This is a genomic window from Variovorax sp. BGA-UO-ETr-C22, assembly GCF_059567965.1.
On sequence record NZ_JCAQPA010000011.1, the window covers coordinates 258,697 to 283,036 of the forward strand.

24 protein-coding genes are annotated in these 24,340 nt (G+C 69.6%); 13 read left to right on the forward strand and 11 right to left on the reverse strand.

Going from position 1 to position 24,340, the window contains the following annotated elements; translation table 11 throughout:
• The gene (locus AC57B8_RS21060; RefSeq protein WP_496480681.1) at positions 1-1,809 is read left to right on the forward strand and encodes a feruloyl-CoA synthase; all 1,809 of its coding nucleotides are present in this window, start codon (positions 1-3) and stop codon (positions 1,807-1,809) included.
• An 82-nt stretch (positions 1,810-1,891) separates the two neighbouring features.
• The gene (locus tag AC57B8_RS21065) at positions 1,892-2,677 is read left to right on the forward strand and encodes a crotonase/enoyl-CoA hydratase family protein (RefSeq protein ID WP_496480682.1); all 786 of its coding nucleotides are present in this window, start codon (positions 1,892-1,894) and stop codon (positions 2,675-2,677) included.
• A gap of 1 nt (position 2,678) precedes the next feature.
• On the opposite strand, the gene AC57B8_RS21070 is transcribed toward AC57B8_RS21065, so the two are convergent.
• On the reverse strand, positions 2,679-4,067 hold the full coding sequence (locus AC57B8_RS21070) for an aminotransferase-like domain-containing protein (protein WP_062481803.1): 1,389 nt from the start codon (positions 4,065-4,067) through the stop codon (positions 2,679-2,681).
• 137 nt (positions 4,068-4,204) lie between these two features.
• Here AC57B8_RS21070 and AC57B8_RS21075 point away from each other — a divergent pair, with 137 nt between their 5' ends.
• From AC57B8_RS21075 to AC57B8_RS21085, 3 genes are all read left to right on the forward strand, one after another.
• Positions 4,205-5,491 (forward strand): hydroxymethylglutaryl-CoA reductase, degradative, encoded by a 1,287-nt coding sequence (locus AC57B8_RS21075; protein ID WP_492738672.1) that lies wholly within the window; start codon positions 4,205-4,207, stop codon positions 5,489-5,491.
• A gap of 93 nt (positions 5,492-5,584) precedes the next feature.
• Entirely contained in the window at positions 5,585-6,040 is a 456-nt protein-coding gene (locus AC57B8_RS21080; RefSeq protein ID WP_095743059.1) for a hypothetical protein, read from the forward strand.
• A 41-nt stretch (positions 6,041-6,081) separates the two neighbouring features.
• On the forward strand, positions 6,082-7,425 hold the full coding sequence (locus AC57B8_RS21085) for a tripartite tricarboxylate transporter permease (protein ID WP_139140391.1): 1,344 nt from the start codon (positions 6,082-6,084) through the stop codon (positions 7,423-7,425).
• Between the two features lie 291 nt (positions 7,426-7,716).
• On the opposite strand, the gene AC57B8_RS21090 is transcribed toward AC57B8_RS21085, so the two are convergent.
• Entirely contained in the window at positions 7,717-9,054 is a 1,338-nt protein-coding gene (locus tag AC57B8_RS21090) for an AsmA family protein (protein ID WP_496480683.1), read from the reverse strand.
• A gap of 87 nt (positions 9,055-9,141) precedes the next feature.
• Here AC57B8_RS21090 and AC57B8_RS21095 point away from each other — a divergent pair, with 87 nt between their 5' ends.
• The 5 genes from AC57B8_RS21095 (at position 9,142) to minE (ending at position 13,077) form a co-directional block, all read left to right on the forward strand.
• Positions 9,142-9,564 (forward strand): hotdog fold thioesterase, encoded by a 423-nt coding sequence (locus AC57B8_RS21095; RefSeq protein WP_095948453.1) that lies wholly within the window; start codon positions 9,142-9,144, stop codon positions 9,562-9,564.
• A gap of 159 nt (positions 9,565-9,723) precedes the next feature.
• Positions 9,724-11,010 carry a solute carrier family 23 protein gene (locus AC57B8_RS21100; RefSeq protein WP_062481812.1) on the forward strand — a complete coding sequence of 429 codons (1,287 nt, stop codon included), beginning with the start codon at positions 9,724-9,726 and terminating at the stop codon, positions 11,008-11,010.
• Between the two features lie 131 nt (positions 11,011-11,141).
• Complete coding sequence (gene minC / locus AC57B8_RS21105; RefSeq protein ID WP_307696825.1) at positions 11,142-11,918, forward strand: septum site-determining protein MinC; 777 nt, start codon at positions 11,142-11,144, stop codon at positions 11,916-11,918.
• A gap of 68 nt (positions 11,919-11,986) precedes the next feature.
• On the forward strand, positions 11,987-12,802 hold the full coding sequence (gene minD, locus AC57B8_RS21110) for a septum site-determining protein MinD (protein ID WP_062481817.1): 816 nt from the start codon (positions 11,987-11,989) through the stop codon (positions 12,800-12,802).
• A 2-nt stretch (positions 12,803-12,804) separates the two neighbouring features.
• Complete coding sequence (minE, locus tag AC57B8_RS21115) at positions 12,805-13,077, forward strand: cell division topological specificity factor MinE (RefSeq protein WP_056574726.1); 273 nt, start codon at positions 12,805-12,807, stop codon at positions 13,075-13,077.
• 24 nt (positions 13,078-13,101) lie between these two features.
• Here minE and AC57B8_RS21120 read toward each other — a convergent pair whose 3' ends face one another.
• The 3 genes from AC57B8_RS21120 to AC57B8_RS21130 all read right to left on the reverse strand — a co-directional run bounded on the left by AC57B8_RS21120 (position 13,102) and on the right by AC57B8_RS21130 (position 17,830).
• Complete coding sequence (locus tag AC57B8_RS21120; RefSeq protein WP_496480684.1) at positions 13,102-16,020, reverse strand: SEL1-like repeat protein; 2,919 nt, start codon at positions 16,018-16,020, stop codon at positions 13,102-13,104.
• A gap of 90 nt (positions 16,021-16,110) precedes the next feature.
• Positions 16,111-17,010: an alpha/beta fold hydrolase gene (locus AC57B8_RS21125; protein ID WP_496480685.1), complete on the reverse strand. Its 900-nt coding sequence runs from the start codon at positions 17,008-17,010 to the stop codon at positions 16,111-16,113.
• Positions 17,011-17,227: 217 nt separating this feature from the next.
• Complete coding sequence (locus AC57B8_RS21130; RefSeq protein ID WP_139704726.1) at positions 17,228-17,830, reverse strand: TetR/AcrR family transcriptional regulator; 603 nt, start codon at positions 17,828-17,830, stop codon at positions 17,228-17,230.
• Positions 17,831-18,008: 178 nt separating this feature from the next.
• Here AC57B8_RS21130 and AC57B8_RS21135 point away from each other — a divergent pair, with 178 nt between their 5' ends.
• Together AC57B8_RS21135 and AC57B8_RS21140 are read left to right on the forward strand one after the other, a co-directional pair.
• A complete protein-coding gene (locus AC57B8_RS21135) occupies positions 18,009-18,953 on the forward strand; it encodes a CysB family HTH-type transcriptional regulator (RefSeq protein ID WP_062473726.1) in 945 nt (314 codons plus the stop codon).
• 113 nt (positions 18,954-19,066) lie between these two features.
• Entirely contained in the window at positions 19,067-19,336 is a 270-nt protein-coding gene (locus tag AC57B8_RS21140) for a hypothetical protein (RefSeq protein WP_070061423.1), read from the forward strand.
• 90 nt (positions 19,337-19,426) lie between these two features.
• Here AC57B8_RS21140 and AC57B8_RS21145 read toward each other — a convergent pair whose 3' ends face one another.
• Positions 19,427-19,888 carry an RcnB family protein gene (locus AC57B8_RS21145; protein WP_159274262.1) on the reverse strand — a complete coding sequence of 154 codons (462 nt, stop codon included), beginning with the start codon at positions 19,886-19,888 and terminating at the stop codon, positions 19,427-19,429.
• A 146-nt stretch (positions 19,889-20,034) separates the two neighbouring features.
• Entirely contained in the window at positions 20,035-20,625 is a 591-nt protein-coding gene (locus AC57B8_RS21150) for a dihydrofolate reductase family protein (RefSeq protein WP_496480686.1), read from the reverse strand.
• A gap of 110 nt (positions 20,626-20,735) precedes the next feature.
• Between AC57B8_RS21150 and AC57B8_RS21155 the strand changes: the two genes are divergently transcribed.
• Entirely contained in the window at positions 20,736-21,158 is a 423-nt protein-coding gene (locus AC57B8_RS21155; RefSeq protein WP_095743055.1) for a winged helix-turn-helix transcriptional regulator, read from the forward strand.
• Between the two features lie 9 nt (positions 21,159-21,167).
• Here AC57B8_RS21155 and AC57B8_RS21160 read toward each other — a convergent pair whose 3' ends face one another.
• From AC57B8_RS21160 to AC57B8_RS21175, 4 genes are read right to left on the reverse strand one after another with little or no spacing between them, the layout of a single operon-like run.
• On the reverse strand, positions 21,168-22,061 hold the full coding sequence (locus tag AC57B8_RS21160; RefSeq protein WP_496480687.1) for a VOC family protein: 894 nt from the start codon (positions 22,059-22,061) through the stop codon (positions 21,168-21,170).
• A gap of 34 nt (positions 22,062-22,095) precedes the next feature.
• A complete protein-coding gene (locus tag AC57B8_RS21165; protein ID WP_496480688.1) occupies positions 22,096-22,941 on the reverse strand; it encodes an ABC transporter ATP-binding protein in 846 nt (281 codons plus the stop codon).
• A complete protein-coding gene (locus tag AC57B8_RS21170) occupies positions 22,938-23,786 on the reverse strand; it encodes an ABC transporter ATP-binding protein (RefSeq protein WP_496480689.1) in 849 nt (282 codons plus the stop codon). Before AC57B8_RS21170 ends, AC57B8_RS21165 begins: the two co-directional genes overlap by 4 nt.
• Entirely contained in the window at positions 23,770-24,327 is a 558-nt protein-coding gene (locus tag AC57B8_RS21175) for an OsmC family protein (RefSeq protein ID WP_489062294.1), read from the reverse strand. The genes AC57B8_RS21170 and AC57B8_RS21175 overlap by 17 nt, the downstream gene beginning before the upstream one ends.
• Positions 24,328-24,340 lie beyond the last annotated feature (13 nt).

Here is a 24,340-nt window from a genome sequence, read left to right on the forward strand (position 1 = left end):
ATGACCGACTTCCTTCTCGACGACACCCTGGTCGCGCCGCCCCGCACGGTGCGCATCGACTTCGACGACGGCTCGTTCGTGCTGCGCTCGCCGGCAGTGCTGCAGCCGTATGCGCGCTGCATCGGCGAATGGATCGAGCGCTGGGCGCGCGAGACGCCCGACGCGCTGGCGTTTGCCGAACGCGATGACAGCGGCGAAGGCTGGCGCACGCTCGACTACCGCGCGCTGCGCGCAGCCGTCGGTGCCGTCGCGCAGGGCCTGCTCGACCTGGACCTGCCACCAGGCCGGCCGGTCGTGATCCTCTCGGACAACGCCATCGACCACGCCGTGCTGATGCTCGCGACGATGCACATCGGCCGCACGGCCTGCTCGCTGTCCAGCGCCTACTCACGCATGGCGAAAGACCCGTCGCGGCTGCACGGCATGTTGAAAGCGCTGCAGCCCGGGCTGATCTACGCTTCCGACGCGAAGGTGTACGGCGCATCGCTCGCCGGCTGCGGCCTCGAGGCCGTGACGGTGTTCAGCCGCAACGCCGACACGCATCCGGGCGCGCTGGCTTTCGACCAACTGCTCGACGCGAAGGAAACGCCCGCCGTCATGCAGGCCTTCACCGCCGTGGGCCCCGACACGCACGCCAAGTACCTGCTGACCTCCGGCTCCACCGGCCAGCCCAAGGTGGTGATCAACACGCACCGCATGCTGTGCGCCAACCAGCAGATGATGGCGCAGACCTGGCGCTTCCTCGCGCAAGAAAAACCGGTGCTGGTCGACTGGCTGCCGTGGAGCCATACCTTCGGCGCGAACCACAACCTGCACATGGTGCTGTGCCACGGCGGCGCGCTCTACATCGACGAGGGTCGGCCCGCGCCGGGCCTCATCGAGAAGACGGTGCGCAACCTGCGCGAGGTGAAACCCACGCTGCTGTTCAACGTGCCGCGCGGCTTCGACATGCTGCTGCCGTTCCTCGAAGCCGACGACGCACTCGCCGCCGAAGTGTTCTCGCGGCTGCGCCTGGCCTTCTACGCGGCGGCGGCGCTCGCGCCCTCGACCTGGCAGCGCCTCGAAGCCGTGGCGCGGCGCGTGCGGCCCGCGCGCCCGCTGTGGCTCACCACCTCGTGGGGCGCGACCGAGACCTCGCCCGCCATCACCTCGGCGCACTGGCAGCTCGACGGCGCCGGCTGCATCGGCGCGCCGCTGCCGGGGCTGGAACTGAAGTTCGTGCCCAACGGCGAGAAGCTGGAGATGCGCGTCAAGGGCGTCTCGGTGTTCCCCGGCTACCGCGACGCACCGCGCGAGACCGCCAGTGCCTTCGACGCCGAGGGCTACTACCGCATCGGCGACGCCGGCTTTCTTGCGAACCCCGGCGACCCGACGCAGGGCGTGATCTTCAACGGCCGCGTGGCGGAAGACTTCAAGCTCTCGACCGGCACCTGGGTGTCGGTGGGCACGCTGCGCGTGAAGCTGGTGTCGCTGCTGGCGCCGCATGTGCAGGACATCGTGCTCACGGGCCACGACCGCGACGCGATCGGCATGCTGGTGTTCGCCAGCCCGCAAGGCGCCGCCCTCGCGCCCGACGCACTGGCCGCGCGCATCGCCGGGGTGCTGCGTGCCCTGCGCGACGAAGGCGCAGGCTCGTCGCAGTGCCCGGCCTGTGCGCTGGTGCTGGCCGAACCGCCGAGCCTCGATGCGGGCGAGATCACCGACAAGGGCTACATCAACCAGCGCGCCGTGCTCATGCGGCGCGCGGCCGAGGTGGCGCGGCTGCATGCGCTGGCGGAAGGCGATGCGGACGTGATCCGCGCCACCTGAACGCGGTGGGGTTGGAGAACCCGGGAATGTTTTCTACGATGGCCGGGCCACCCGCCATTTCAACTTCCCGGAGACGCCGCCCATGTCCACCCCACCCTGCGTGACCTTCGAAGCGGACGGCCCCGTCTGCACGCTCACGCTGAACCGTCCCGACAAACGCAACGCCGTGGACGGCGTGGTGGCCGCCGCGTTGCGCGCGGCCTTCGAACGCTTCGAGGCCGACGACGCGCTGCGCGTGGCCGTGCTGACGGGCGCGGGCGGCCATTTCTGCGCGGGCGCCGACCTGGGCGCGGTCGGTGATCCGGCGCGCCGCAACGAGCTCGACCCCGACGGCGGCGGTGCCGGCCCGATGGGCCCGACGCGCATGGCGCTGTCCAAGCCGCTGATCGCGGCGGTGAACGGCTACGCGGTGGCGGGCGGGCTCGAGCTCGCGCTGCTGGCCGACCTGCGCGTGGCCGACGACGACGCGGTGTTCGGCGTGTTCTGCCGCCGCTGGGGCGTGCCGCTGATCGACGGCGGCACCGTGCGGCTGCCGCGCCTCGTGGGCATGGGGCGTGCGCTCGACCTGATCCTCACGGGCCGGCCGGTGTCCGCCGCCGAGGCGCTGGCGATGGGCCTGGTGAACCGCACCACGCCGCCGGGCGGCGCGCTGGCCGCCGCGCAGGAACTGGCGCGGCAGATCGCCGCCTTTCCGCAGCAGTGCATGCTGGCCGACCGCCGCTCCGCCTTCGAACAGTGGGACCTGCCGCTGGCCGAGGCGCTGCGCCGCGAAGGCGCGCAGGGCGTGCCGATCGTCGCGGCCGAAGGCGAAGCCGGCGCCGCGCGCTTTGCCGGCGGTGCGGGCCGGCACGGCACCTTCACCGGCTGATTCAAGCGCGCCGCCGCAAGGCGGTGCGCAGCGCCTTCGCAAAGCGCGGGTCGGCCATGGCACCCACGTTGAAGCGCGACCAGCGCGAGACCTGCGTCGAGTCGACGCTGAAGATGCGCCCCGGCGCCATCACGATCTTGCGCGGCAGCAGTTCTTTCGCGAAAGCCAGCGAGTCGTCCACGCCGGGCAGCGCGGCCCAGATGTAGAGCGACTGCGGGCTGCGCGCGAAGACCTCGGCGTCCACGGCGTCGAACAGCTTCAGCGCGTCGCGCGTGGCCTCGCCCAGCCGCTGCTGCAGGCGCTTGAGGTGCCGCTGGTAGTGGCCCTCGCTCAGGATCACGTCGACCGTGCGCTCGCTGTACTCCGAGCTGCTCACGTGGATCAGCGCCTTCAGGTCGGCCAGGTCGCTCGCGAGGTCGGCGCCGCAAGCGATGAAGCCCACGCGCAGCGCGGCCGAGAACGACTTGGAAAAACTGCCGATGTAGATGGTGCGCTCGAGCTGGTCGAGCGCCGAGAGCCGTGGCAATGCGGTCGGCTTGAAGTCGGCCAGCGGGTCGTTCTCGACGATCAGCAGGTCGTACTTCTGCGCCAGCTGCAGCACGCGAAAGGCCTTGGCCGGCGAGATGTCGGAGCCCGTGGGGTTGTGCGCGAGCGACTGCGTAAAGAACAGGCGCGGCCGCTCGGCGATGAGCAGCTGCTCCAGCACCTCGAGGTCGGGCCCGTCGGCCAGGCGCGGCACCGCGAGCATCTGTGCGCCCGCGAGCTTGAGCTTGCCGAACAGCGGGTAGTAGCCCGGGTCGTCCACCAGCACCTTGCCGCCGGGCGGCACGAAGTAGCGGATGACGATGTCCATCGCCTCGTTGGCGCCGTGCGTGAGCACGATCTGCCGCGGCTCGGCGCCGATGCCGAAGTCCGCGAGCTTGCGCACGAGGTGGTCGCGCAGCGGCGCGTAGCCGAAGCGGCTGCCGTAGCGGAACAGCGCACCGAGCCCCGTGCGCACGACCTTCGGGTGGTACTTGTCCAGCCGCACATCGGCCAGCCATTCGACGGGCGGAAAGCCGTCGCCCACCGCCACTGCATCGGGCTGCGTCTTGAGCTGCTCGCGCATGAGCCACACGATGTCCATCGCGCGGCCGAGGCTGCCCGCGTCGTCCTCGGCGGGCTTGGGCGTGGCCGTGGCCTGCGCGAGCACGTAGTAGCCCGAACCGCGCCGCGGCTCGACGAGGCCGCGCGACACCAGCAGCTCGAAGGCGGCCACGACGGTGTTCTTGGCATAGCCATGCAGCTGAGCGAGTTCTCTCAGCGAGGGCAGCTTGTCGCCGGCCTTGTAAGCGCCGCTCGCGATCTGGCGCGCGAGGGTGTCGGCGAGCGAATCGGCGATCGTGGTCATGGGCTTGGACTGTGACACAGCGAGGCGTGGCGGCGCACCACTGTCCGCACTGTCCCGCCAAACTGTGCCTTCCGCGGGCGGTACAGCCGGCCTAAATTGCCTGCTCCCGAATTCACCTTCCGAAGAGACACGCACCGATGGCCGCCGATTCCCGCATTCCCAATTTCCGCGCACTCACGCCCGCCCAACGCCTGGCCCACATCGCACAGGCCGCCGCGCTCACCGATGACGAAGTTGCGCTGCTCGCCCAACCCGGCGCGCTGGGCGTGGAGCGCGCCAACGGCATGGTCGAGAACGTGATCGGCACCTTCGAGCTGCCGCTGGGCGTGGCCGGCAACTTCACCGTGAACGGGCGCGACTACCTGGTGCCGATGGCGGTCGAGGAGCCCTCGGTGGTGGCCGCCGCCTCCTTCATGGCCAAGCTGGCGCGCGAGGGCGGCGGCTTCGAGGCCTCGAGCACCGGGCCGCTGATGCGCGCGCAGGTGCAGGTGATCGGCATCACCGACCCGTACGGTGCGCGGCTCGCGCTGCTGCGTGCGCGCGACGAGATCCTGGCCGTGGCGAACAGCCGCGACAAGGTGCTGATCGGCCTGGGCGGCGGCTGCCGCGACATCGAGGTGCATGTGTTCGGCGACACGCCGCGCGGCGCGATGGTGGTGATGCACCTGATCGTCGACGTGCGCGACGCGATGGGCGCGAACACGGTCAACACGATGGCCGAGGCGGTGTCGCCGCTGGTCGAAAAGCTCACCGGCGGCACGGTGCGCCTGCGCATCCTGTCGAACCTGGCCGACCTGCGGCTGGCGCGTGCGCGCGTGCGGCTCGCGCCCGCCGTGCTGGCCACGCGCGAGCGCAGCGGCGAAGAGGTGGTCGAAGGCGTGATTGATGCGTACACCTTCGCGGCCATCGACCCCTACCGCGCGGCGACGCACAACAAGGGGATCATGAACGGCATCGACCCGGTGATCGTCGCGACCGGCAACGACTGGCGCGCGGTGGAAGCCGGCGCGCATGCGTACGCCTGCCGCAGCGGACGCTACACCTCGCTCACCACGTGGGAGAAGGACGCGGGCGGCGCGCTGGTCGGCACCATCGAGATGCCGATGCCGGTGGGCCTCGTGGGCGGAGCGACGAAGACGCACCCGCTCGCACGGCTCGCATTGAAGATCCTTGACGTGAAGTCGGCGCAGGAGCTTGGCGAAGTCGCCGTGGCCGTGGGCCTCGCGCAGAACCTCGGCGCCTTGCGCGCGCTCGCCACCGAAGGCATCCAGCGCGGCCACATGGCGCTGCACGCCCGCAACATCGCGCTCGTCGCGGGCGCCACCGGCGACGAGATCGACGCCATCGCCAGGCAGATGGCCGCCGAGCACGACGTGCGCACCGACCGCGCCGTGGCGCTGCTCGACGCGCTGCGCAAGAAGTAAGCAACGCGGGAGCCTCCCGCACCACGGTCCGCGGCCGACACCGCGGCGGTCGCGCACGCGGCCGTCACACAACCACAGACGGAGACAACTCGAATGAACGCAGACAGTGCAACGCCCGCCCGCTGGCGGCTGGTGGAGATATGGGGCGACACGGCCGACCTGGGCCACCTCGCGTGGTCGATCGCGATCGGCGTCGCGGTGAGCCTCACGGGCTATCTCGTGGCGAGCCGCGTGCTCGCGAGCGTCGTGAGCACGCCCGAACTGGCGCGTGCCTACGCGATGCTCGCGGGCCTGGGCGGCTGCGTGGTCTCGGGCGTGATCTGCGCGAAGCTCTTCACGCCCAAGCGCGAAGTGGTCGAAGGCACCGCCGCCGATCCGCGCTGGCGCGAAGAGGTGCTGGCCGAGCTGGCCGCCGAGCACGGCGACCTGGGCTCGGTGGACGACCTGCCGCCCGTGGTGGTGCGCGAGATGAAGGAGCTCGAGATCTACGAGCTGTTCGCGTCGTACAAGCCCCAGGCCGCCAAGGCCGCCGAAGGCGCCGCCTCGTGATCGACGCAGCACTCTTCAACCAGATCCTCGTCGCCACCGGCATGGGCCTCGTGGGCGCCATCGTGTTCGCGGCCATCGGCCTCGTCTCGGGCACCGACGAAACCACCACGCTCGCACCGCTCACCTTGCTGGTGGTGCTGCTGGGCGTGCCGCCCGAAGGCGTGTTCACCTTCTTCCTGGCGGCCGCCGTGGCCAAGCACATGACGCACGCGGTGCCCACGGCGCTGCTGGGCATTCCGGGCGACACCATGGCCACGCCGCTGCTGCAGGACGCCAACGTGCTGCGCAACCTGGGCGTGCCGCACATCGCGCTGCGCAAGATGGTGTCGGGCGCGATCATCGCGGCCTTTCTCGCGGTGCCGCTGGCCGTGCTGTTCGCGGTGCTGCTGGCGCCGTACGGCGCGGCCATCACCAAGGCGGCGCCGTGGATCTTCGTGGTGGCGGCCGTGGCCATTGCCTACTTCTCGAGCGGTCGCTGGGCCTCGGTGGCCACGCTGGTGCCGTTCGTGATGGTGATCGTGGCGCTGCAGGCGCTCACGGGCAAGTACGGCGTGAAGCTCAGCATCAGCTACTTCCTGGGCATCGCCATCGGGCCACTGGTGGCCGATTTGTTCTCGGTGATCTCGCCCGCGGCGCGTGCGCGCATGAAGCGCGACAAGGTCCGCACCTTCTCGCTCGCGCCGGACGTGAAGGGCTGGTCGGGCTACTTCCCGAACCCGTTCAAGGTGCTCGACCGCGGCCAGGTGAAGTGGACCTTCGCGACCGCCGCGATCTCCAGCGCCACCTTCGTGTTCAGCCCCGTGGCGATGACGGTGGTGCTGGGCGAGCTGGTCGGCTCGCGCATCAAGCATGCGTACCACCGCCTCACCACCACGCTGGCCGCGCGCAACGGCGTGACCGAGGCCACCTACATCGCCGAAGCGCTGATCCCGCTGATCGCCATCGGCCTGCCGCTGAGCCCCGTGGCGGCCGGCCCTGCGGCGCCGCTGTTCAACGCACCGCCGGTGTTCACCATCGACTCGGCCACGGGCCAGACGCACAACCTGCACAACCTGCTGAACCACTGGGAGTTCCTGGGCTACGGCATGCTGGCCGTGGTGCTCGCGGCGCTGGTGGCCTACCCCTTCACGATGAACTTCGCGCGCCGCGCGGCGTTGTTCGTGTCGCGCAAGGTGAGCCACGAAGCGATCATCGCGACCTTCGTCGGGTTGATCGTGGTGATCAGCGTGTGGGAAGGCCAGCTGCTCGGCCTGCTGGTGATCCTGACGATGGGCCTGCTCGGCGGGCTGCTGTCGCGTGCCATCGGCTTCAACACGGGCGTGCAGTTCATGGGCTACTACACGGCGGTGCTGACGGTGCCGGCGGTGATCAAGGCGTTCTCCTGATGGCTGGAAGCGCTGTTCAGGGCGACGCTCCCGCCGACGGGGCACCTTGCTCCGCGAATGTCCCCCGGGCTTCGCCCTCCTCCTTAATTTCGCTGCGCAAGGCACCCCATCGACGTGAGCGTGTTCAGTGCAGTCGTTGATCGGCCGCACACCGCTGCCGCTTCCCGTGCCCAGGACACTGGGTGCTTCCCGCAGCGAAATCAAGGAGGAGGCCGCAGGCCGGGGGACATTCGCGGAGGGAAGTACCCGGTGGCCTGGGCACGCGCCCTGAACGCGACGGCAACCAGCGAGTCAGCGCTGCGATGCAGAGGGTTTCGGTGGCGTCTTCTTCTTCGCCGGTTCATCCCCACCGAACAGCTTCTCCACCTGCTGCCCCACGCGCGCCCCGATCGCCGTGCCCACCCCCGGCAGCACCGCACTGCCGACCGCCGCCCCCGCCAGCGCACCGCCGGTCATCGACACCTCGGGCTCGGCCACGCTGCCGCCGATCTTCAGCGGCACGCCAACCACGCCGTCGACCAGGTCCACCGCCATCTCGCCCGACATCTGCCGGTTGAACAGCCGCAGGTTGCCGCTCGCGGTGAGCACGCCCGAGCGCGCCTTGAGGTTCGTGTAGCGCATCACGATGCCGTCTTCGGTGCCCTGGGTGTCGAGCGTGCCCGTGAGCTCGTCCAGCGCCGTGGTGCCGCCGCGGCTGATGCCGGCGGTGGTCACGGCCTTGGCCAGGTCGAGGCGGGTCAGCGTGGCGGGCTGCACCGAGAAGGTCGTGCGCGTGTGCAGGCCGCGCATCAGCGCGCCCACCTCGCGGGCCTCGGCCACCAGCGAGGTGTGGCCCGAGACCTTGCCCGCCACCGCCGAGCGGCGCCCGAAGGCCTGCACCAGCGCCTCGATGTCGACCTGGCGCGGATCGAGCTCGGCCGACACGCGCAAGCCCCGCCCCTCGGGCAGCACCTCGAGCCGCGCCTGCCCGTTCCACGTGCCGCCGCCGGCATCGATGCGGGTGCGCCAGCGGTCTTCCGTGCCCTCGCGGTCCAGCCGCAGGCGCACGGGCGATGCGGCGCCGGCGCGCTCCAGACGCAGCTCGCGCGGGCGCCAGTTGTCGTCGAACGTCACCTCGCCGTCGTAGGCCAGCGCGATGTCGCGGCGGTCGATCCAGACCACGTCGCGCCAGCGCACGCGCTCCACCGGCAAGGCCGCCAGGGTCCAGGGCGCGGGCAGCGGCACGATGCGCTCGCTTTCCTGCGGCTCGGGGCCTTTGTCCCGGAAGGCGCGCACCGAGGCGCGCGGCAGCACCAGGCTCTCGAGCGCGATCTCGTCGATCGCCACCTCGCGGCGCAGCAGCAGCGGCCACAGGTGCAGCCGCACGCTCACGCGGCGCAGGGTGATGGGCTGGGGCTGGTCGGTCGCCAGCTCGGACAGCGCCAGCACGGGCACCGGCCACAGCGACCAGTGGGCGCCGCCCACGGTCAGCTCGACGCCGTAGCGCTGCGAGAAACCAGCGGCGATGCGGGCCGCCACCTCCTCGTCGTCGGGCAGGCGCGCGGCCACCACGAGCGCCAGCGCGCCGATGCCCAGCAGCAGCACCGCCGCCGAGCTCAGGAGCCACCGCCGCACCGAAGGGAAGGTCATCGGGCCAAGGTAGCACGCAAAGGCGACTGCGGTTGTCAGCCGTCGTCGCTATAGTGCCCTCGCACCCCCTGTATCGGAGACCCCTGCATGCGTATCTGGAAGAAAGAGATCTCGGTCGAATCGCTGACCGCCAACCACGTGGGCACGGCCGTGGCCGCCCTGGGCATCGAATTCCTGGAGGTGGGCGACGACTTCATCCGCGCCCGCGTGCCGGTGGACGAGCGCACCCGCCAGCCCTACGGCATCCTGCACGGCGGCGTGTCGGTGGTGCTGGCCGAGACGCTGGGCTCCTGCGGCGCGCACTACTCGGCCCCCGAGGGCGACCGCGCGGTGGGTCTGGACATCAACGCCAACCACATCCGCTCGGCCACCAGCGGCTGGGTCATCGGCACGGCGCGCCCGGTGCACCGCGGGCGCACCACGCAGGTCTGGCAGATCGACCTGACGAACGAGGCGGGCGAGCTGACCTGCGTCTCGCGCATCACCATGGCGGTGCTGCAGCCGCGCTGAGCGCGGGCGCGCCCCCGGGGCGCTTCTTTTCTTTCTTCTCCCGCTGGTACGCCTCTTGCGGGTGGCACCCGTGTTCAGCACGGGGTGGATCGACCACAATCTCGCCCCAGGGAGCGCGTCGACCCCCCAAACACACACCAACCGAGGAGAAGAAAACACATGTTCAACTGGACTGAAAAGCCGGTGTCCACACTGGCCAACGGCGCCGTCATCGCGCCCGACGAGCGGCTGCCCTGGCTGCAGACCGGCGCGATGGGCATCCAGCACGTGATCGCCATGTTCGGCGCCACGGTGCTGGCGCCGATCCTGATGGGCTTCAACCCCAACATCGCGATCCTGATGAGCGGCATCGGCACGCTCATCTTCTATCTCGTGACGGGCGGCAAGGTGCCCAGCTACCTGGGCTCGAGCTTCGCCTTCATCGGCGTGGTGATCGCGGCCAGCGGCTACGCGGGCAAGGGGGCCAACGCCAACATCGCGGTGGCGCTGGGCGGCATCGTGGCCTGCGGGGTGGTCTACATCCTGATCGGCGCCATCGTGCAGGCCGTGGGCACGGGCTGGATCGAGCGCTTCATGCCGCCCGTGGTCACGGGCGCCGTGGTGGCGGTGATCGGGCTGAACCTGGCGGGCATTCCCATCAAGAACATGGCGGCCAGCAACTTCGACTCGTGGATGCAGGCCGTGACCTTCCTGTGCGTGGGCCTGGTGGCGGTGTTCACGCGCGGCATGGTGCAGCGCCTCTTGATCCTCATCGGCCTGATCCTGGCCACGCTGGTGTACGCCGCGCTCACCAACGGCATGGGCCTGGGCAAGCCGGTCGACCTGAGCGGCATCGCCAACGCGGCCTGGTTCGGCCTGCCGACCTTCACGGCGCCGGTGTTCACGGCCAACGCGATGCTGCTGATCGCGCCCGTGGCGATCATCCTGGTGGCGGAAAACCTCGGCCACCTGAAGGCCGTGACGGCCATGACCGGGCGCAACCTCGACCCGTACATGGGCCGCGCCTTCATCGGCGACGGCATTGCCACAGTCATCAGCGGTTCCGCGGGCGGCACCGGCGTGACCACCTACGCCGAGAACATCGGCGTGATGGCGGCCACGCGCATCTACTCGACGGCGGTGTTCGTGGTGGCGGCCTTCATTGCGCTCATCCTGGGCTTCAGCCCCAAGTTCGGCGCGCTGATCCAGGCGATTCCGCTGCCGGTGATGGGCGGCGTGAGCATCGTGGTGTTCGGCCTGATCGCCATTGCCGGCGCCAAGATCTGGGTCGACAACAAGGTCGATTTCTCGCAGAACAAGAACCTGATCGTGGCCGCCATCACGCTGATCATCGGCACCGGCGACTTCACGCTGAAGTTCGGCGACTTCGCGCTCGGCGGCATCGGAACCGCCACTTTCGGGGCCATCATCCTCTACGCCCTGCTGGGCCGTTCGCGCAACGCCTGAGCGCAGACAAAGTGAAACCTCGTGCAATAACTGTTGTGCGGGGTCAGTGAACGCGGCGCCGGTCACCGGGCTTTGGCCGGCGCCCGTTAGACTCCAACGCTTTTCGCACCGACGTTCACACACGTTTTCCAATGGCCGATGTTTCCGCCGCTCGTACCAAGGCGGTTTTCGAATTCAAGAGCGCCACACTGCCGCTGATCGCAGTGATCCTCAAGACAGCCGACCTCGACGTGCTGGCCGAGGCGCTCGACGCCCAGTTGGCGGATTCGCCCGACTTCTTCGAGCAGGAGCCGGTGGTGATCGACCTCTCGCTGCTGCAGGAACAGGCGGCCGAGGGCGGCACCGACGCCCCCGAGATCGACTTTGCCGCCCTGCGCAGCCTGCTGGCGCGCCACCAGACCCAGCCGATCGCCGTGCGCGGCGGCAGCCCCGAGCAGCATGCCGCGGCACGTGAAGCCGGCCTGTCGGTGGCCGCCATGCCCGCGGCCCCCGCGCCCCGCCCGCCGGCCCCGCCCGCCGAGGCGCCTGCGGCTTCGGAGGCCCCGCAGATCGTGCGCGAGCTGCCTGTGCCGGCCAACGGCACGCTGCTGATCGACAAGCCGCTGCGCTCGGGCCAGCAGATCTACGCGCGTGGCGGCGACGTGGTGGTGACGGCCATCGTGAGCTTCGGCGCCGAAGTCATCGCCGACGGCAACGTGCATGTGTACGCGCCGCTGCGCGGCAAGGCCATTGCCGGCGCGCGCGGGAACACCGAGGCGCGGATCTTCTCGACCTGCATGGAAGCGCAGCTGGTGGCCATTGCGGGCATCTACCGCACGAACGAAGTGCCGCTGCCCGAGCCCGTGCTGGGCAAGCCCGCCCAGGTGCGCCTGGACGGCAAAAAAATAGCGATCGACGCGATTCCCTGATGAAAAACCAGGAACGCGGCAGCGCTGAGCATCAATCGACAACTGAATCGAAACAAGAAGGAATGGCGATGGCCAAAATTGTGGTGGTGACCTCGGGCAAGGGCGGCGTCGGCAAGACGACCACGAGCGCCAGCTTCGCGTCGGGCCTTGCGCTCGCCGGCAAGAAGACGGCCGTGATCGACTTCGACGTGGGCCTGCGCAATCTCGACCTGATCATGGGCTGCGAACGCCGCGTGGTGTACGACCTCATCAACGTGATCCAGGGCGAGGCCAACCTGAGCCAGGCGCTCATCAAGGACAAGCAGTGCGACAACCTGTTCGTGCTGGCCGCCTCGCAGACGCGCGACAAGGAAGCCCTGTCGCAGGACGGCGTGGAGAAGGTGCTGACCGACCTGGCCGCCATGGACTTCGACTACATCGTCTGCGACTCCCCCGCGGGCATCGAGACCGGCGCCATGATGGCGATGCACTTCGCCGACGAGGCGCTGATCGTCACCAACCCCGAAGTCTCTTCGGTGCGCGACTCGGACCGCATCCTGGGCATGCTCAGCAGCAAGACCAAGCGCGCCAAGGACGGCGGCGAGCCGATCAAGGAGCACCTGCTGATCACGCGCTACAACCCGAACCGCGTGGCCGGCGGCCAGATGCTCTCGCTGGAAGACATCCAGGACATCCTGCGCATCAAGCTGATCGGCGTGATCCCCGAGTCGGAAAGCGTGCTGCACGCCTCCAACCAGGGCGTGCCCGCCATCCACGACAAGGACACCGACGTGGCCCAGGCGTACAGCGACGTGGTCGCGCGCTTCCTTGGCGAAGACAAGCCGATGCGCTTCGTCGAAGCCGAGAAGCCGGGCTTCTTCAAACGGATTTTCGGGAGCAAGTAGGCATGTCGTTTCTTTCGTTCCTGCTTGGTGAGAAGAAGAAGACTGCGAGCGTCGCCAAGGAGCGCCTGCAGATCATCCTCGCTCACGAGCGCTCCAGCCTCAGCGGCAAGAAGCGCCCCGATTACCTGCCCGAGCTCCAGCGCGAGCTGGTGGCGGTGATTTCCAAGTACGTGTCGATCAACGCCGACGACATCAAGGTGCACCTGGAAACCCAGGACAACCTCGAAGTGCTGGACATCAAGATCGAACTGCCCGATCCGGTTCCGGCGCGCTGAGCGCCAGAACCTCGATCAACCGCCTCACGCCGGTTGATCCGGGGCCGCAGCGGGCAGCGCCTCCAGCCGCTGCGCCCACGCGCGGGCCTTGTCCTCGTCGAAGAGCGGACTTTCGCGGTCGCCGTAGAACTGCTCCGCCAGGGATTCCACGCAGGCGCGCTGGCTCTCCAGGTTCTCTTCGCAGTCATCGAGCGCGGCGCCGGTGAGCAGCCAGCGCTCTGCGGCCGCAGCATCTTCCGGCGCGCCCTGGCCCTGCATGCGCATCCAGCCGAGCTCGTAGCAGGCCCAGCCCTGCTGGCGCTGCGTACTGTCCTCCGCCACCTTCTGCAGCGCGTAGAGGGCTTCGGCGTACAAGGCCTTCACTTCCGTTTCTCCCTGGCCCTGTTCGGCCAACGCCCCTGCGTGCAGGCACAGCGTGCGGCCGAGCTGCATTGTGGCGCTGACGTCGCCGGCTTCGTGGCCGCGGCGGAAGTAGCCGATCGCACGGGCCAGGTCGGGCTCTCCCGGTTCGCCGAGCTTGTACGCCAGGCCGAGGTTGTAGAGCGCCATCGTGTTGTTCTGCTCGGCGGCCCGTTCGTAGTGCCGCATGCCGCCTTCCAGGTCGCGCTCGCCCCCCTCGCCTTCCGTCAGCATGTAGCCGAGATGGGCGTGCGTGGCGGCGTCGTCCTCGCCGCCGTGGGCGATGGCGTGCAGCAGCCATGCGCGCGCCAGGGCGGGTTCGGCGCCGAGGCCCGCCGTGTCCCAGAGCAGCATCTCCGAGAGCTCGCACATGGCCACGGGCAGGCCGTCGGGTGAGGCGGTCGCGGGGGCGTCGCCGGGCGCGCGCACGCCGGCGGCGTGCGCCATCCAGCGCAGGGCTTCGCGCGGGTCGGCCTCGATGCCCTCGCCGTCGCGCAGGTGGCAGGCCAGTTCGTAGGCGGCCCGCAGGTCGCCGGCGGCATGGCGCGCGGCCATGTGTTCGGTGTGCGCCTGCTCGCGGCCGTCGGCATGCAGCCAGACGTACAGGCCGGTGTCGTTGCGCACGGCCTTCACCGGCTCGCCCGCGCCCCAGCGCTTGCGCAGCTCGGAGCGGACCGCCCCGGCCAGCCAGCCATCGCTGACCGACAACGCGGCGGTGATCCACGGATAGGCCTGCGGGTGCAGCACCGAGCCGTCTGCGCGCAGCACGCCCACGGCGAGTTGCCCCTTCTCGACCTTTGCGGCGCGCGGCACCGGATCGGCGACCAGCCAGCCGAAGTCCTGCGTGCCCCAGGCCAGCGGCTGGAGCGTGCGGTGCCGGCACGGCACCAGCTCGCGGCCGGCGGCCACGTCGTAGATGCCGCGCAACCACGGCGCGTTCTTCGCCGTGCGCCCGCCCTTGGACGCCACGCGCACCAGGTCGCGCCGGACCATGGCGTGCGCGCGCTCCTGGCCGGTCAGCGGCTCCAGGGTCTCGAAGCGGCCGTAGTCGCAGGGCACGAGCATGCGGCCCTGCCCATCGAGCAGGCCGCACAGGCCGTCGGCGCGTTCCACGGCGAAGCGCTTCGGCCGGGCCGGGACGCCGCGTTCGTTCGACGGATCGGTGTCCTCGGTCGTCAGGATCTCGATGGGGTATTCCTCGAGCAGGTCGACCTGTTCGTACACCGGCTCGATCGCGACACGGCCTTGCGCATCGAGCAGCCCGCTCTTGCCGTCGCGCTTGGCGTCGAAGCCCTCCCAGTCATGGCGCCACTGAAGGCTTTCGAAATCCGGCGGCACGGCCCATTCGCCGTCCGCGCGCACCAGCCCCCAGCCGCCCTCGTCGCCACGCGCGGGCGCGAGGCCGAAAGGCGTGAAGTCTTCAGCCTCTTCGAACCGCGGCGCGATGGCCCACTGGCCCTGCAGGTCGACATACCCGATGCGCTCGCCCACGCGGGCACGCACCCGGCCTTCGACAAAGCTCCAGACCTCGTCGACCGAGGGCGCGAGCAGCCAGCTGCCGTCGGTGCGCAGCAGGCCGACGTGGTCGCCGACCAGGGCCGTGGCGATGTCGCCCTCGAAGGCCCAGACCTCGTCGAGCTGCGGTTCGAGCAGCACGCGCGGCGCCTCGGCGTCGGCGTCGGCATGCAGCAGGCCGGAGCGCTCGCCTTGCGAGATCCAGAGCAGGCGCGGATCGTCCGCACCGGCGTAGCGGATGTCGTCCCACGCGGGCTCGACCACGGTGGTGCGCTGGCTGCGCCCGTCGTCGTCGTACACCACGCGCATCACGCCCCAGCGGCCGTCGACCTCGAAGCGCCAGAGGTCGCCGCCCAGGTGGTTGTCGTAGTCGGGGCGTTCGTCGTCGTCTTCATCTTCTTCCGGCTCGAAGTCGGCAAAGCGCTCGTCGCGCGGCGCCTCGTAGCCGTCGAAATACGGATGCGACAGGCTGCCGAAGCCGAACTGCCAGGCCCAGGACTCCCAGTCTGCGAAACGTTGGACGCCGAGCGCCGCGTCCACGCCCGGGTGGTTGCCACTGTCGATGCAGCGCTGCACCTCGGCCCACAGTTCATTGCACTCGCGGCGGTTGCGTTCGATGAAGCCTTCGCCGTCGGCATCGCCGCCCAGCCAGGACAACTCGTCGAGGTTCGCCGAGAAGCGCGGCGTGCTGTCGTCGGGCGTGTCGTCGATCAGCTCGGCCAAGTGCTGCGCCACGGCCTCGAACTGCAGCGCGATCTGCGGCAGCGTGTGCAGCATCGGGTGCCGTTCGACAAAGGCGTGCAGCAGCCGGATGCGCGCGAGCGCGGCGTGCGCGTCACTGGCGAGGTTGTCGGTGTCGGCATCTCCGAAGACGCGCTGGTGGTCGATGGCGTCGCCGGCCGCGCCATCGGCCAGCAGGAGCTGCCAGAGCACGGGGAAGTTGTTGTTGGCTTCGGCGATTTCGTCGGCCGATGCTTCTTCGGTGTCGGGAAGACTGTGTTCGAGATAGAGCCAGGAACGATTGCCCATGTGTGGTCGGTGCGTGTGTCGTCCATGGCGAAGGCCATGGGTGGCGCCCAGTTTAGGGGCGCCGTTTCACGCGCACGTGACCGCCGGCCGCTACGCCAGGAACTGCGTGACCTGCGCGAGCACGGCCTGCTTCTTGAGGATGCGGCGATGGCCCCAGCCCTGCGTGGGAAAAAGCCGCGCGCCGGCGATCGCATCGCGAAAGGCCTCGGCGTCGGCGAAGCGGTTCACGCGGTCGTCGCGGTCATGCACGATCAGCGTCGGCTGCGCGATGCGCGGGCCCACGGCGGCGGGCTCCAGCTGCTGCATCAGGATGCCCTCGCGTGCCTCGATCAGTCGCTGCATGCCCGCGCGCGTGCGCTCGCTGAGGCCGAACACCTGCGCGAAGTAGCGCGTGTACTCGCGCGGCGAGGCGGGCGGCGCCAGCAGCACCAGCCGCTGCGCCGGCAGCCCGCGCCCCGCCGCATAGGCCAGCGCATTGGCCCCCAGCGAATGCGCGACCGCCGCGCGCAGCACGTGCCCGTCGGCACCCAGCCGCGCCGCCACGTAGTCGATGGCGCGCGCGAACTGCGGCAGGTTGCTGGCCGTGCCCGCGCTGCGGCCGTGGGCCGGCATCTCCACCAGCACGGGCCGCAGGCCTTGCGCAGCGACGGCCTGCGCCAGCGGCAGCATCTGGCCCGCGTGGCCGCCCCAGCCGTGCACCAGCAACACGACCGGCGCCGACTCGGCACCCGAGTCCTGCGCGGCCAAGTGGTAGATGCCGACGTTCGCGTCCTCGAACGACCAGGCCTCGCGGCGCCAGTCGGCACCGGGCTGCTGGCCGCGGTACAGCCATTTGGGCGGCAGCGGCGTGCCGAACACGCGGTAGGCCGCGCGCACGCCGAGCGCGGGCCACAGGCGTTGCGAGGCGCCGAGGCCGAAGCGCATCGCGCGCATCAGCGGGCTGGCGCTGTAGTAGCCCACGGGGGCGGTGGTGTGGGTGGTGGTGGTCATGAGGAAGGCTTTCGTTCAGGGGCTCAGTACCAGACCCAGTCCTGGTTGCTGCGCGGCAGGCTGCGCAGCGTGTCCTGCACGCCGCGCACACCGAGGAGGGCCGCGTAGGCGGCGATGAAGAGGGCAATGATCAGCATGGTGCTTCTCCTTTTTTATCGCACGGTGGTGCGAAATTAAGGCAAACGAAGAGGCGGTGGCCGTCGTCTGCGGGTGCGCCTCAGGCGCGGTAGCTGGAAAGAAGGCGCTGCCAGGTCTGGCCCGCGCGCTCGGCCGCGTGCCCGTCGCGCAGGAAGCGCGCGTCGTGCAGCTGATTCATCATGATCCCGTTGATCTCGCTCACGAGCTGGGCCGGGTCGGTGTCGACCTGGAGCTCGCCGGTCTCGACCGCCTGCAGCACCGTACGGCGCAGCGCGGCACGCCAGCGCGTGATCTCGTCGAACAGCAGGTCGCGCAGTTCGCCTTCGCGGTCGTCGAACTCGAAGGCGCCGGCCACGTAGAGGCAACCGTTCTGCGCTTCGACGTCGCGCGTGCGGGCGATCCAGCGCGCGACGATGTCGTTCAGGCGGGGCAGGCCCTTGGGCTTCTGCATGGCGGGCACGAACACCTCGGCCAGGAAGCCGCGGCCGTATTCCTCGATGACGGCCTTCTGCAGCGCTTCACGCGAGCCCACGCGCGAGAACACGCCGCTCTTGGACAGCCCCAGCCGGCTCGCCACAGCCTGCAGCGAAATGGCTTCCAGCCCTTCGGCCAGCGCGAGATGCATCGCCGCGCCGACGATGGCGGCGCGGGTGAGTTCGCTTTTCTGGGTCTTGGCGTCCATGCGGCGAACTTTAGCACAGTCGTGCGAAATATCAACTTCCCCACGCAGAGGGGCCTCATAGATGTTTTGCTCATGTGGAACCAACAAACGCATCGTTCCCTGCATAAGCCCTTCTGCCGAGAATCGCCGGTCGGCCCCGACCCGGGGTCCGGACCTCTTTTCACCTCCTGCGCGCCCGATGAACTTTCAACAACTGCGCTCGGTACGCGAGGCCGTTCGTTGCGGCTTCAACCTGACCGAGGTCGCCCACACCCTTCACACCTCGCAGCCCGGCGTGAGCCGGCAGATCCGCGAACTCGAGGAAGAACTCGGCATCGAGCTCTTCGTGCGCGCCGGCAAGCGGCTCACGGGCCTCACCGAGCCCGGCGGCCACGTGCTGCCGATCATCGAGCGCATGCTGATGGAGAGCAGCAACCTCAAGCACGCGGGCCAGGAGTTCGTGGCACAGCAAAGCGGCCTGCTCTCGGTGGCGGCCACGCACTCGCAGGCGCGCTATGCGATGCCGGTGGCGGTGCAGGAATTCCGCGCGCAGTTCCCGAACGTGAAACTGCACCTGCACCAGGGCTCGCCCAAGCAGATCGCGCAGATGCTGCTCGACGGCGAGGCCGACGTGGGCATTGCCACCGAGGCGCTGGGCGACTACCCGCAGCTCGTCGCCCTGCCCTGCTACCGCTGGACGCACTCGGTGATCGTGCCGCCAGGCCATCCGCTGCTCGACGCGCCGCTCACGCTGGAGGCGCTCACGCAACACCCGCTGATCACCTACGACACCGGCTTCACGGGCCGCTCGCGCATCGACGAGGCGTTTGAACAGCGCGGCCTTCAGCCCAACATCGTGCTGGCCGCGATGGACGCCGACGTCATCAAGACCTATGTGCAGCTGGGCCTGGGCGTGGGCATCGTCGCCGGCGTGGCCTACGAGGCCGAGCGCGACACGCAGCTGCGCGCGCTCGATGCGGGGCGGCTGTTCGGCATCAACCTCACCAAGCTGGCGGTGCGACGCGGCACCTACCTGCGCAAATATGTCTACGCGTTCATCGAGTCGTTTGCGCCGACATTGACGCGCGCGATTGTCGAGAAGGCCTTGGGCGACGAGGTCAAGGTTTCTCACTACGAGATTTAGCTCAAGCGCAACGAAATCGACACTTCCGGCTCCAGGGTTGAAAAGAATGCGCGCAGCTTCACACAAGCGGCGTACATTCGGGTTAATTCCTTGGCTTCCGGAACGGATCAGCAATGGCATCGACTTCGCAGCAGCAGCAGCAACTACAGGCCACCCGGGCCGCCCAAAAGGCGGCCGATGCAGCGGAGAAGCGCGAACGCCTGAAACGTGCCCTGCCCGCCACGGTCGAGCTGCTGCAAAGCCGCCAGGCCGATCGCATCGACGATCGCGACATCGACGCGTACGTCGATCTCAACTGGCTCGAATGGCATGGCGGCGGTTTGCGCCTCACCATCACCGGGCGCAACGTGTGCGCCCAATCGGCCGCCACCGCGGTGGCCTGACAAGCCCCTCCCCCAGTTCCCCAAAGAAAAACCGCCACAGTCTCCTGTGGCGGTTTTTGCATGTGCGCGGTGCGAGCGCAGTGCGAAGGCTTACTGACCCGCGATGATCTGCGCGATGAGGCCGGTGGCAATGGCTGCGAGCACGTAGTCGCCACCCACGCCCACCCACTGGTAGCCGCGCGGCGGCTGCTGCAGGCGGTAGGCGCGCCAGTCGTTCACCACGTAGTTGCGGCCCCGGTACTCGGTCGGCACGCGGCCGCCACGGCGCCACTCGGTGTGCGGCTGCGGGAAGCCCCGGCGGTCGAACTGGCGGCCGTCGCGGAAGTCCTGGTCGCCGCGATAGCCGGCGTGAGGGCCGCGATGCCCGCGATGGTCGTCGCGCTGGTCATAGCGACCGCCGCCAGGACGGTGGTCATCGCGCTGCTCGTAGCGGCCGCCGCCCGGGCGGTGGTCGTCGCCCCGGCGATCTTGCGCCAGCGCGCTGCCTGCCGCCAGGGACATTGCGAGCGCCGCAACGGCGGCAGTGGTCAGGCGCTTGGTACGGAAGATCATCTGGAACTCCTTTTGTGTGTCTGTGATGACGCCTCCATTCTGTGCAGCGCGTGTGTCTGCTTCGGGTGCGTCAGGTCACCGTCAGATGAAATCCGGTAAGCGCAGGTATCTCCACGGCGTGTTGTCCTGCACGCGCGTGACGTACTTCACGCGGGCGCGTAGCGATTCACCACCATGCCGCAGTCGTAGGCGGTCGATCCGAGCAGGCGCAGCGCATGGCCATGGCGCGTGTCGTGGAACACCGAGCGGCCCGCGCCGACGGCCGTGGGGTTCACGAAGAACTGGAACTCGTCGACCAGCCCTGCCGACGTGAGCGACGACGCAAAGCCGACACCGCCGATGGTGAGGATGTCCTGGCCCGGCTGGCGCTTGAGCGCGCTCACTTCGTCGGCCATGGCACCGCGCGCGATGTCGGTGCGCTCCCAGCGCGAGGCCTGCAGCTTGTTCGTGAGCACGACCTTGCGCGCTTCGACGATCCGCTGGGCAAAGGCGTAGTCGGGGTTCGCCGAAAAGCGCGTCGCCGCGCGGCCCCAGTGGTCGAGGTAGCCCTCCTCGATGATCTTGCGGCTCAGCAGGATCGTGTCGACGCCCGCGAACACGGCGTTGAAGTCGCGCCTGAGCGCCGCGTCCCAGCGCCACCGGTCGCCCCAGCCCCACAGCTGCCAGTCGATGTCGCCGTTGGCCGGCGACACGAACCCGTCGACCGACATCTGCATTTGCACGATGAGCTTTCGCATCGGAGTCTCCTTCAGGCCGCTTGCGCAAACCGATCTCGAAATGCAAGCAGTTTCAGTATTCTCAAACCGATGCGAAAATGCAAGCAGTTTCTAGAACCCGCGGAATCCCGATGGCCATCCAGCAGAAGTCCCTGTGCCCGATCAACCTCGCGCTCGAAGTCGTCGGCGACCGCTGGAGCCTGCTGATCGTTCGCGACCTGATGTTTGCGGACAAGCGCCACTTTCGCGAGTTCCTGCAGTCCGAAGAAGGCATCTCCTCGAACATCCTCACGGAGCGGCTGAACACGCTGGTCGCGCACGGCGTGCTCAGCAAGACCGACGACCCCACGCACAAGCAGAAGGCGCTCTACAGCCTCACGCCGGTGGGTATCGACCTGCTGCCGGTGATCACGCAGCTCGGCATCTGGGGGCGCAAGCACCGGCCGGTGACGGCCGAGAGCGGCGCGCCCGCGGCCGCGCTGGAAAAGGGCGGGCCGGCGCTGCAGAAGAAGATGCGGGCCGCGCTGCGCAAGGCGCACCTGGGCGGCCGCTGAGGCTGCGCCCTACCCGCCCACCGTGCTGTTCGCCGCGTTGGCGCGCACGCGGCCCTGCGCCTCCAGTGCGTCCACCGGCGGCAGGTCGAGTTCGATCCACGCGCCGTGCGCGCGTGCAAGGTCGAAGGTGCCGGTCGATTGCGGCCGGTCGGTGTGCAGCACCAACGCGTAAGGGCCCTCGCCGCGCACGGCGAGGCGCTGTGCGAGCGCGTCGCCGCCCAGCTCCGCCGCCGGGGCACGGTCGCGCGGCGACGACAGCACGAGCACGCTGCTGCCCAGGGCGATCACGGCCACGCGCACCTGGCTGGCAGGCACGGCCACGGGTTCGCCGATGTGCGTGCTCGTGTCGTCGGAGACCGTGCCCAGCAAGGCGCGGTAGCGCGCCAGCGTGGCGTCGAGGTCGCGCACGGCAATGGCCAGGCTGGCCACGCCGAGCACGCCGTTGGGATGCACGCGCGCGGCGCCCTCGGGCACGCGCAGGGCGCGCCGCGTGAGGTCGCCGCACAGGAACGGCAGGTCGGCCGATGGGGGGCGCGCGGTCTGCCAGCGCAGGTGTTCGCCGTCGGGGCGCACGCGTCCGCCGTCGAGCGGGCCTTCGAGCACGAGGCCGCGCGCTTTCGCGTCGGCCACGGTGACGGCGGTGTCGCGCGGCAGCAAGGCGAAATCGACGATGCCTTCGCCGTGCCGCTGCAGCAGCTGCCACCAGCGCTCGGCGGGCGCCGGTTCTCGCCATGCAATGAGTTCGAAGTAGCTGCCGTCGCTGAACACGACGAGCGCGTTGTGCGTGCTGCGGCCCGGATGGTCGCCGCCGCGCAGCACATGGAAGCCGAGCGCGGCGTAGTCGGCGATGGCGCGTTCGAGGTCGTGCACGGCGATCACGACATGGTCGAGGGTCAGGGGCATGGTGAAGGTCTTCTTCGCAGCAAAAGGGTCATCGTCAGGAGGCGGTGCGGGCGGCGCCCTCGCCGCCCAGGTAGGCATCGCGGATGCGCGCGTCGGCCAGCAGCGCGCGCGCCGGGCCCGAGAGCACGATGCGGCCCGTCTGCAGCACGTAGCCGTGGTGCGCGATCTGCAGCGCGAGGCTGGCGTTCTGCTCGACCATGAAGACCGAGACGCCCTGCGCGTTGATGCGCGCGATGAGCTCGAGCACCTTGTCGACGTACAGCGGCGACAGGCCCATGGTGGGTTCGTCCATGCACAGCAGCTGCGGCCGGCCCATGAGCGCGCGCGCCATGGCCACCATCTGCTGCTCGCCGCCCGAGAGCGTGCCGGCCAGGAAGCCCAGGCGCTGCGCCACGCGCGGGAACAGCTCGAGCATGCGTTCCAGGTCGTCGGCCACGGCCGCGCGGTCGCGGCGCGCATAGGCGCCCATGAGCAGGTTCTCGCGCACGGTCATCGCGGGGAACAGGCGGCGTGCCTCGGGCACCGAGCCGATGCCCTTGCGGATGATCTGCGGCGTGCTCAGGCCCAGCGTCGATTCGCCGTTGAAGCGGACCTCGCCCGAGCGCGGCTTGAGCAGACCGAGCACGATCTTCATCGTGGTCGACTTGCCGCTGGCGTTGCCGCCGAGCAGGCTGACGATCTGGCCCGTGCGCACTTCGATGTCGAGGTCGAAGTGCGCCTGCACGGGGCCGTAGAAGCTGTTGACCTTCTGGAGTTGGAGCAGTGGCTGTACAGCGCCCGCCGAAGCTTGCGTGATGGCACGTTCAGGCAGGTCGTCGTTTCTCCCCTCTCCCCAGAGGGAAGAAGGCGACAGGCCGGTGCGCGCGACGGTGGCGATCATGCGGGCATCGCTTCTTCCTGCGCTTCGCCGACCTGGCGATGGCCGAGGTAGGCCTCGATCACCGCGGGGTCGTTGCGCACGTCGTCGGGCAGGCCTTCGGCGATCTTGCGGCCGTCGTCGAGCACCGCCACGCGGTCGGACAGCTGCATCACGAGGTCCAGCTTGTGCTCGATCAGCAGGATGGTCTGGCCGCGCGCCTTGAGGCCGCGAATGATCTCCAGCATCTCGGCCGTCTCGCTCTCGTTCATGCCGGCCGTGGGCTCGTCGAGCAGCAGCAGGCGCGGCCGCAGCGCGAGCGCGCGCGCGATCTCCACGCGGCGGCGGTTGGCGTACGAGAGGCTGTAGGCCGGATGGTCGGTGCGCGGCGTGAGGCGTTCGCCGAAGAGCGCGATGATCTCGCGCGCCTCGTCGCGCAGCGCTTCTTCCTCGCGTCGCACGGCACTCGGCTGCACCAGCGCGAGCGCCAGCTCGGCCAGCGCACCCAAGCCCGGCACACCGCCCACGCGCGGTTTCACGGCGCGCAGCCGCGTGTGTGCGCCGACCAGCACGTTGTCGAGCACCGAGAGGTTCGCGAACACGCGCCCGTGCTGGAAGGTGCGCGCCAGCCCGCGCTGTGCGAGCTCTTGCGCGGGCAGGCCGGTGATGTCGTGGCCGTCGAAGCGCACCTGCCCGGCATCGGGCCTGTCGAGGCCGGTGACGAGGTTGAACAGCGTGGTCTTGCCGGCGCCGTTCGGGCCGATCACGCTCAGCAGTTCGCCCTCGCCCACCTGCAGGTCGACGGCGTTGACGGCCGTGAGCCCGCCGAAGCGGCGCACGAGGCCGCGGACCTCAAGCAGCGACGGCATCGGCGACCTTCGCCTTCGAGTTCACGAGCTTCACCTCGGCGCGAATGGCTTGCGGGTTGCGCAGCAGGTTGAGGATGGGGCAGTTGCGCTCCACCGCTTCGAACAGCGCGTCGATCTCCTCGCGGCTGGCGGGCGAATCGATGTGCACGGTGTAGCCGATCTCGTGCGGCCAGATCGGCGTCTGCTCGTGGCCCGGCTTGCCGCCGCGCGGGTCGATGACGCCGGTCACCTCGACCTCGAGGCTTTCGAGCGGCACCTGGCGTTCGGCCGCCTGGATCAGGAAGATGTGCGTCACGCAGGTGCCGAGCACGCCCAGCTGCAGCTCGGGCGAACTCGGGCCGAGGTTGTAGCCCGCGAAATCGGGCGGGCTGTCGCTGATGACCTGGTGCTCGCGGATGCGCAGCCGGCGCACACCGCTGCGGCCTTCGGCGCGCACGCTGGCCTTGAGTTGCGAGGGCTGCGCAGTGCCAGCCGCGACGGCGGCGTTGCGTGCCAGCACGGCGGTGCGTTTCTCGGCGAGGTAGTCGTTGAGGTGGCTCATGGTGTTTGGTGGT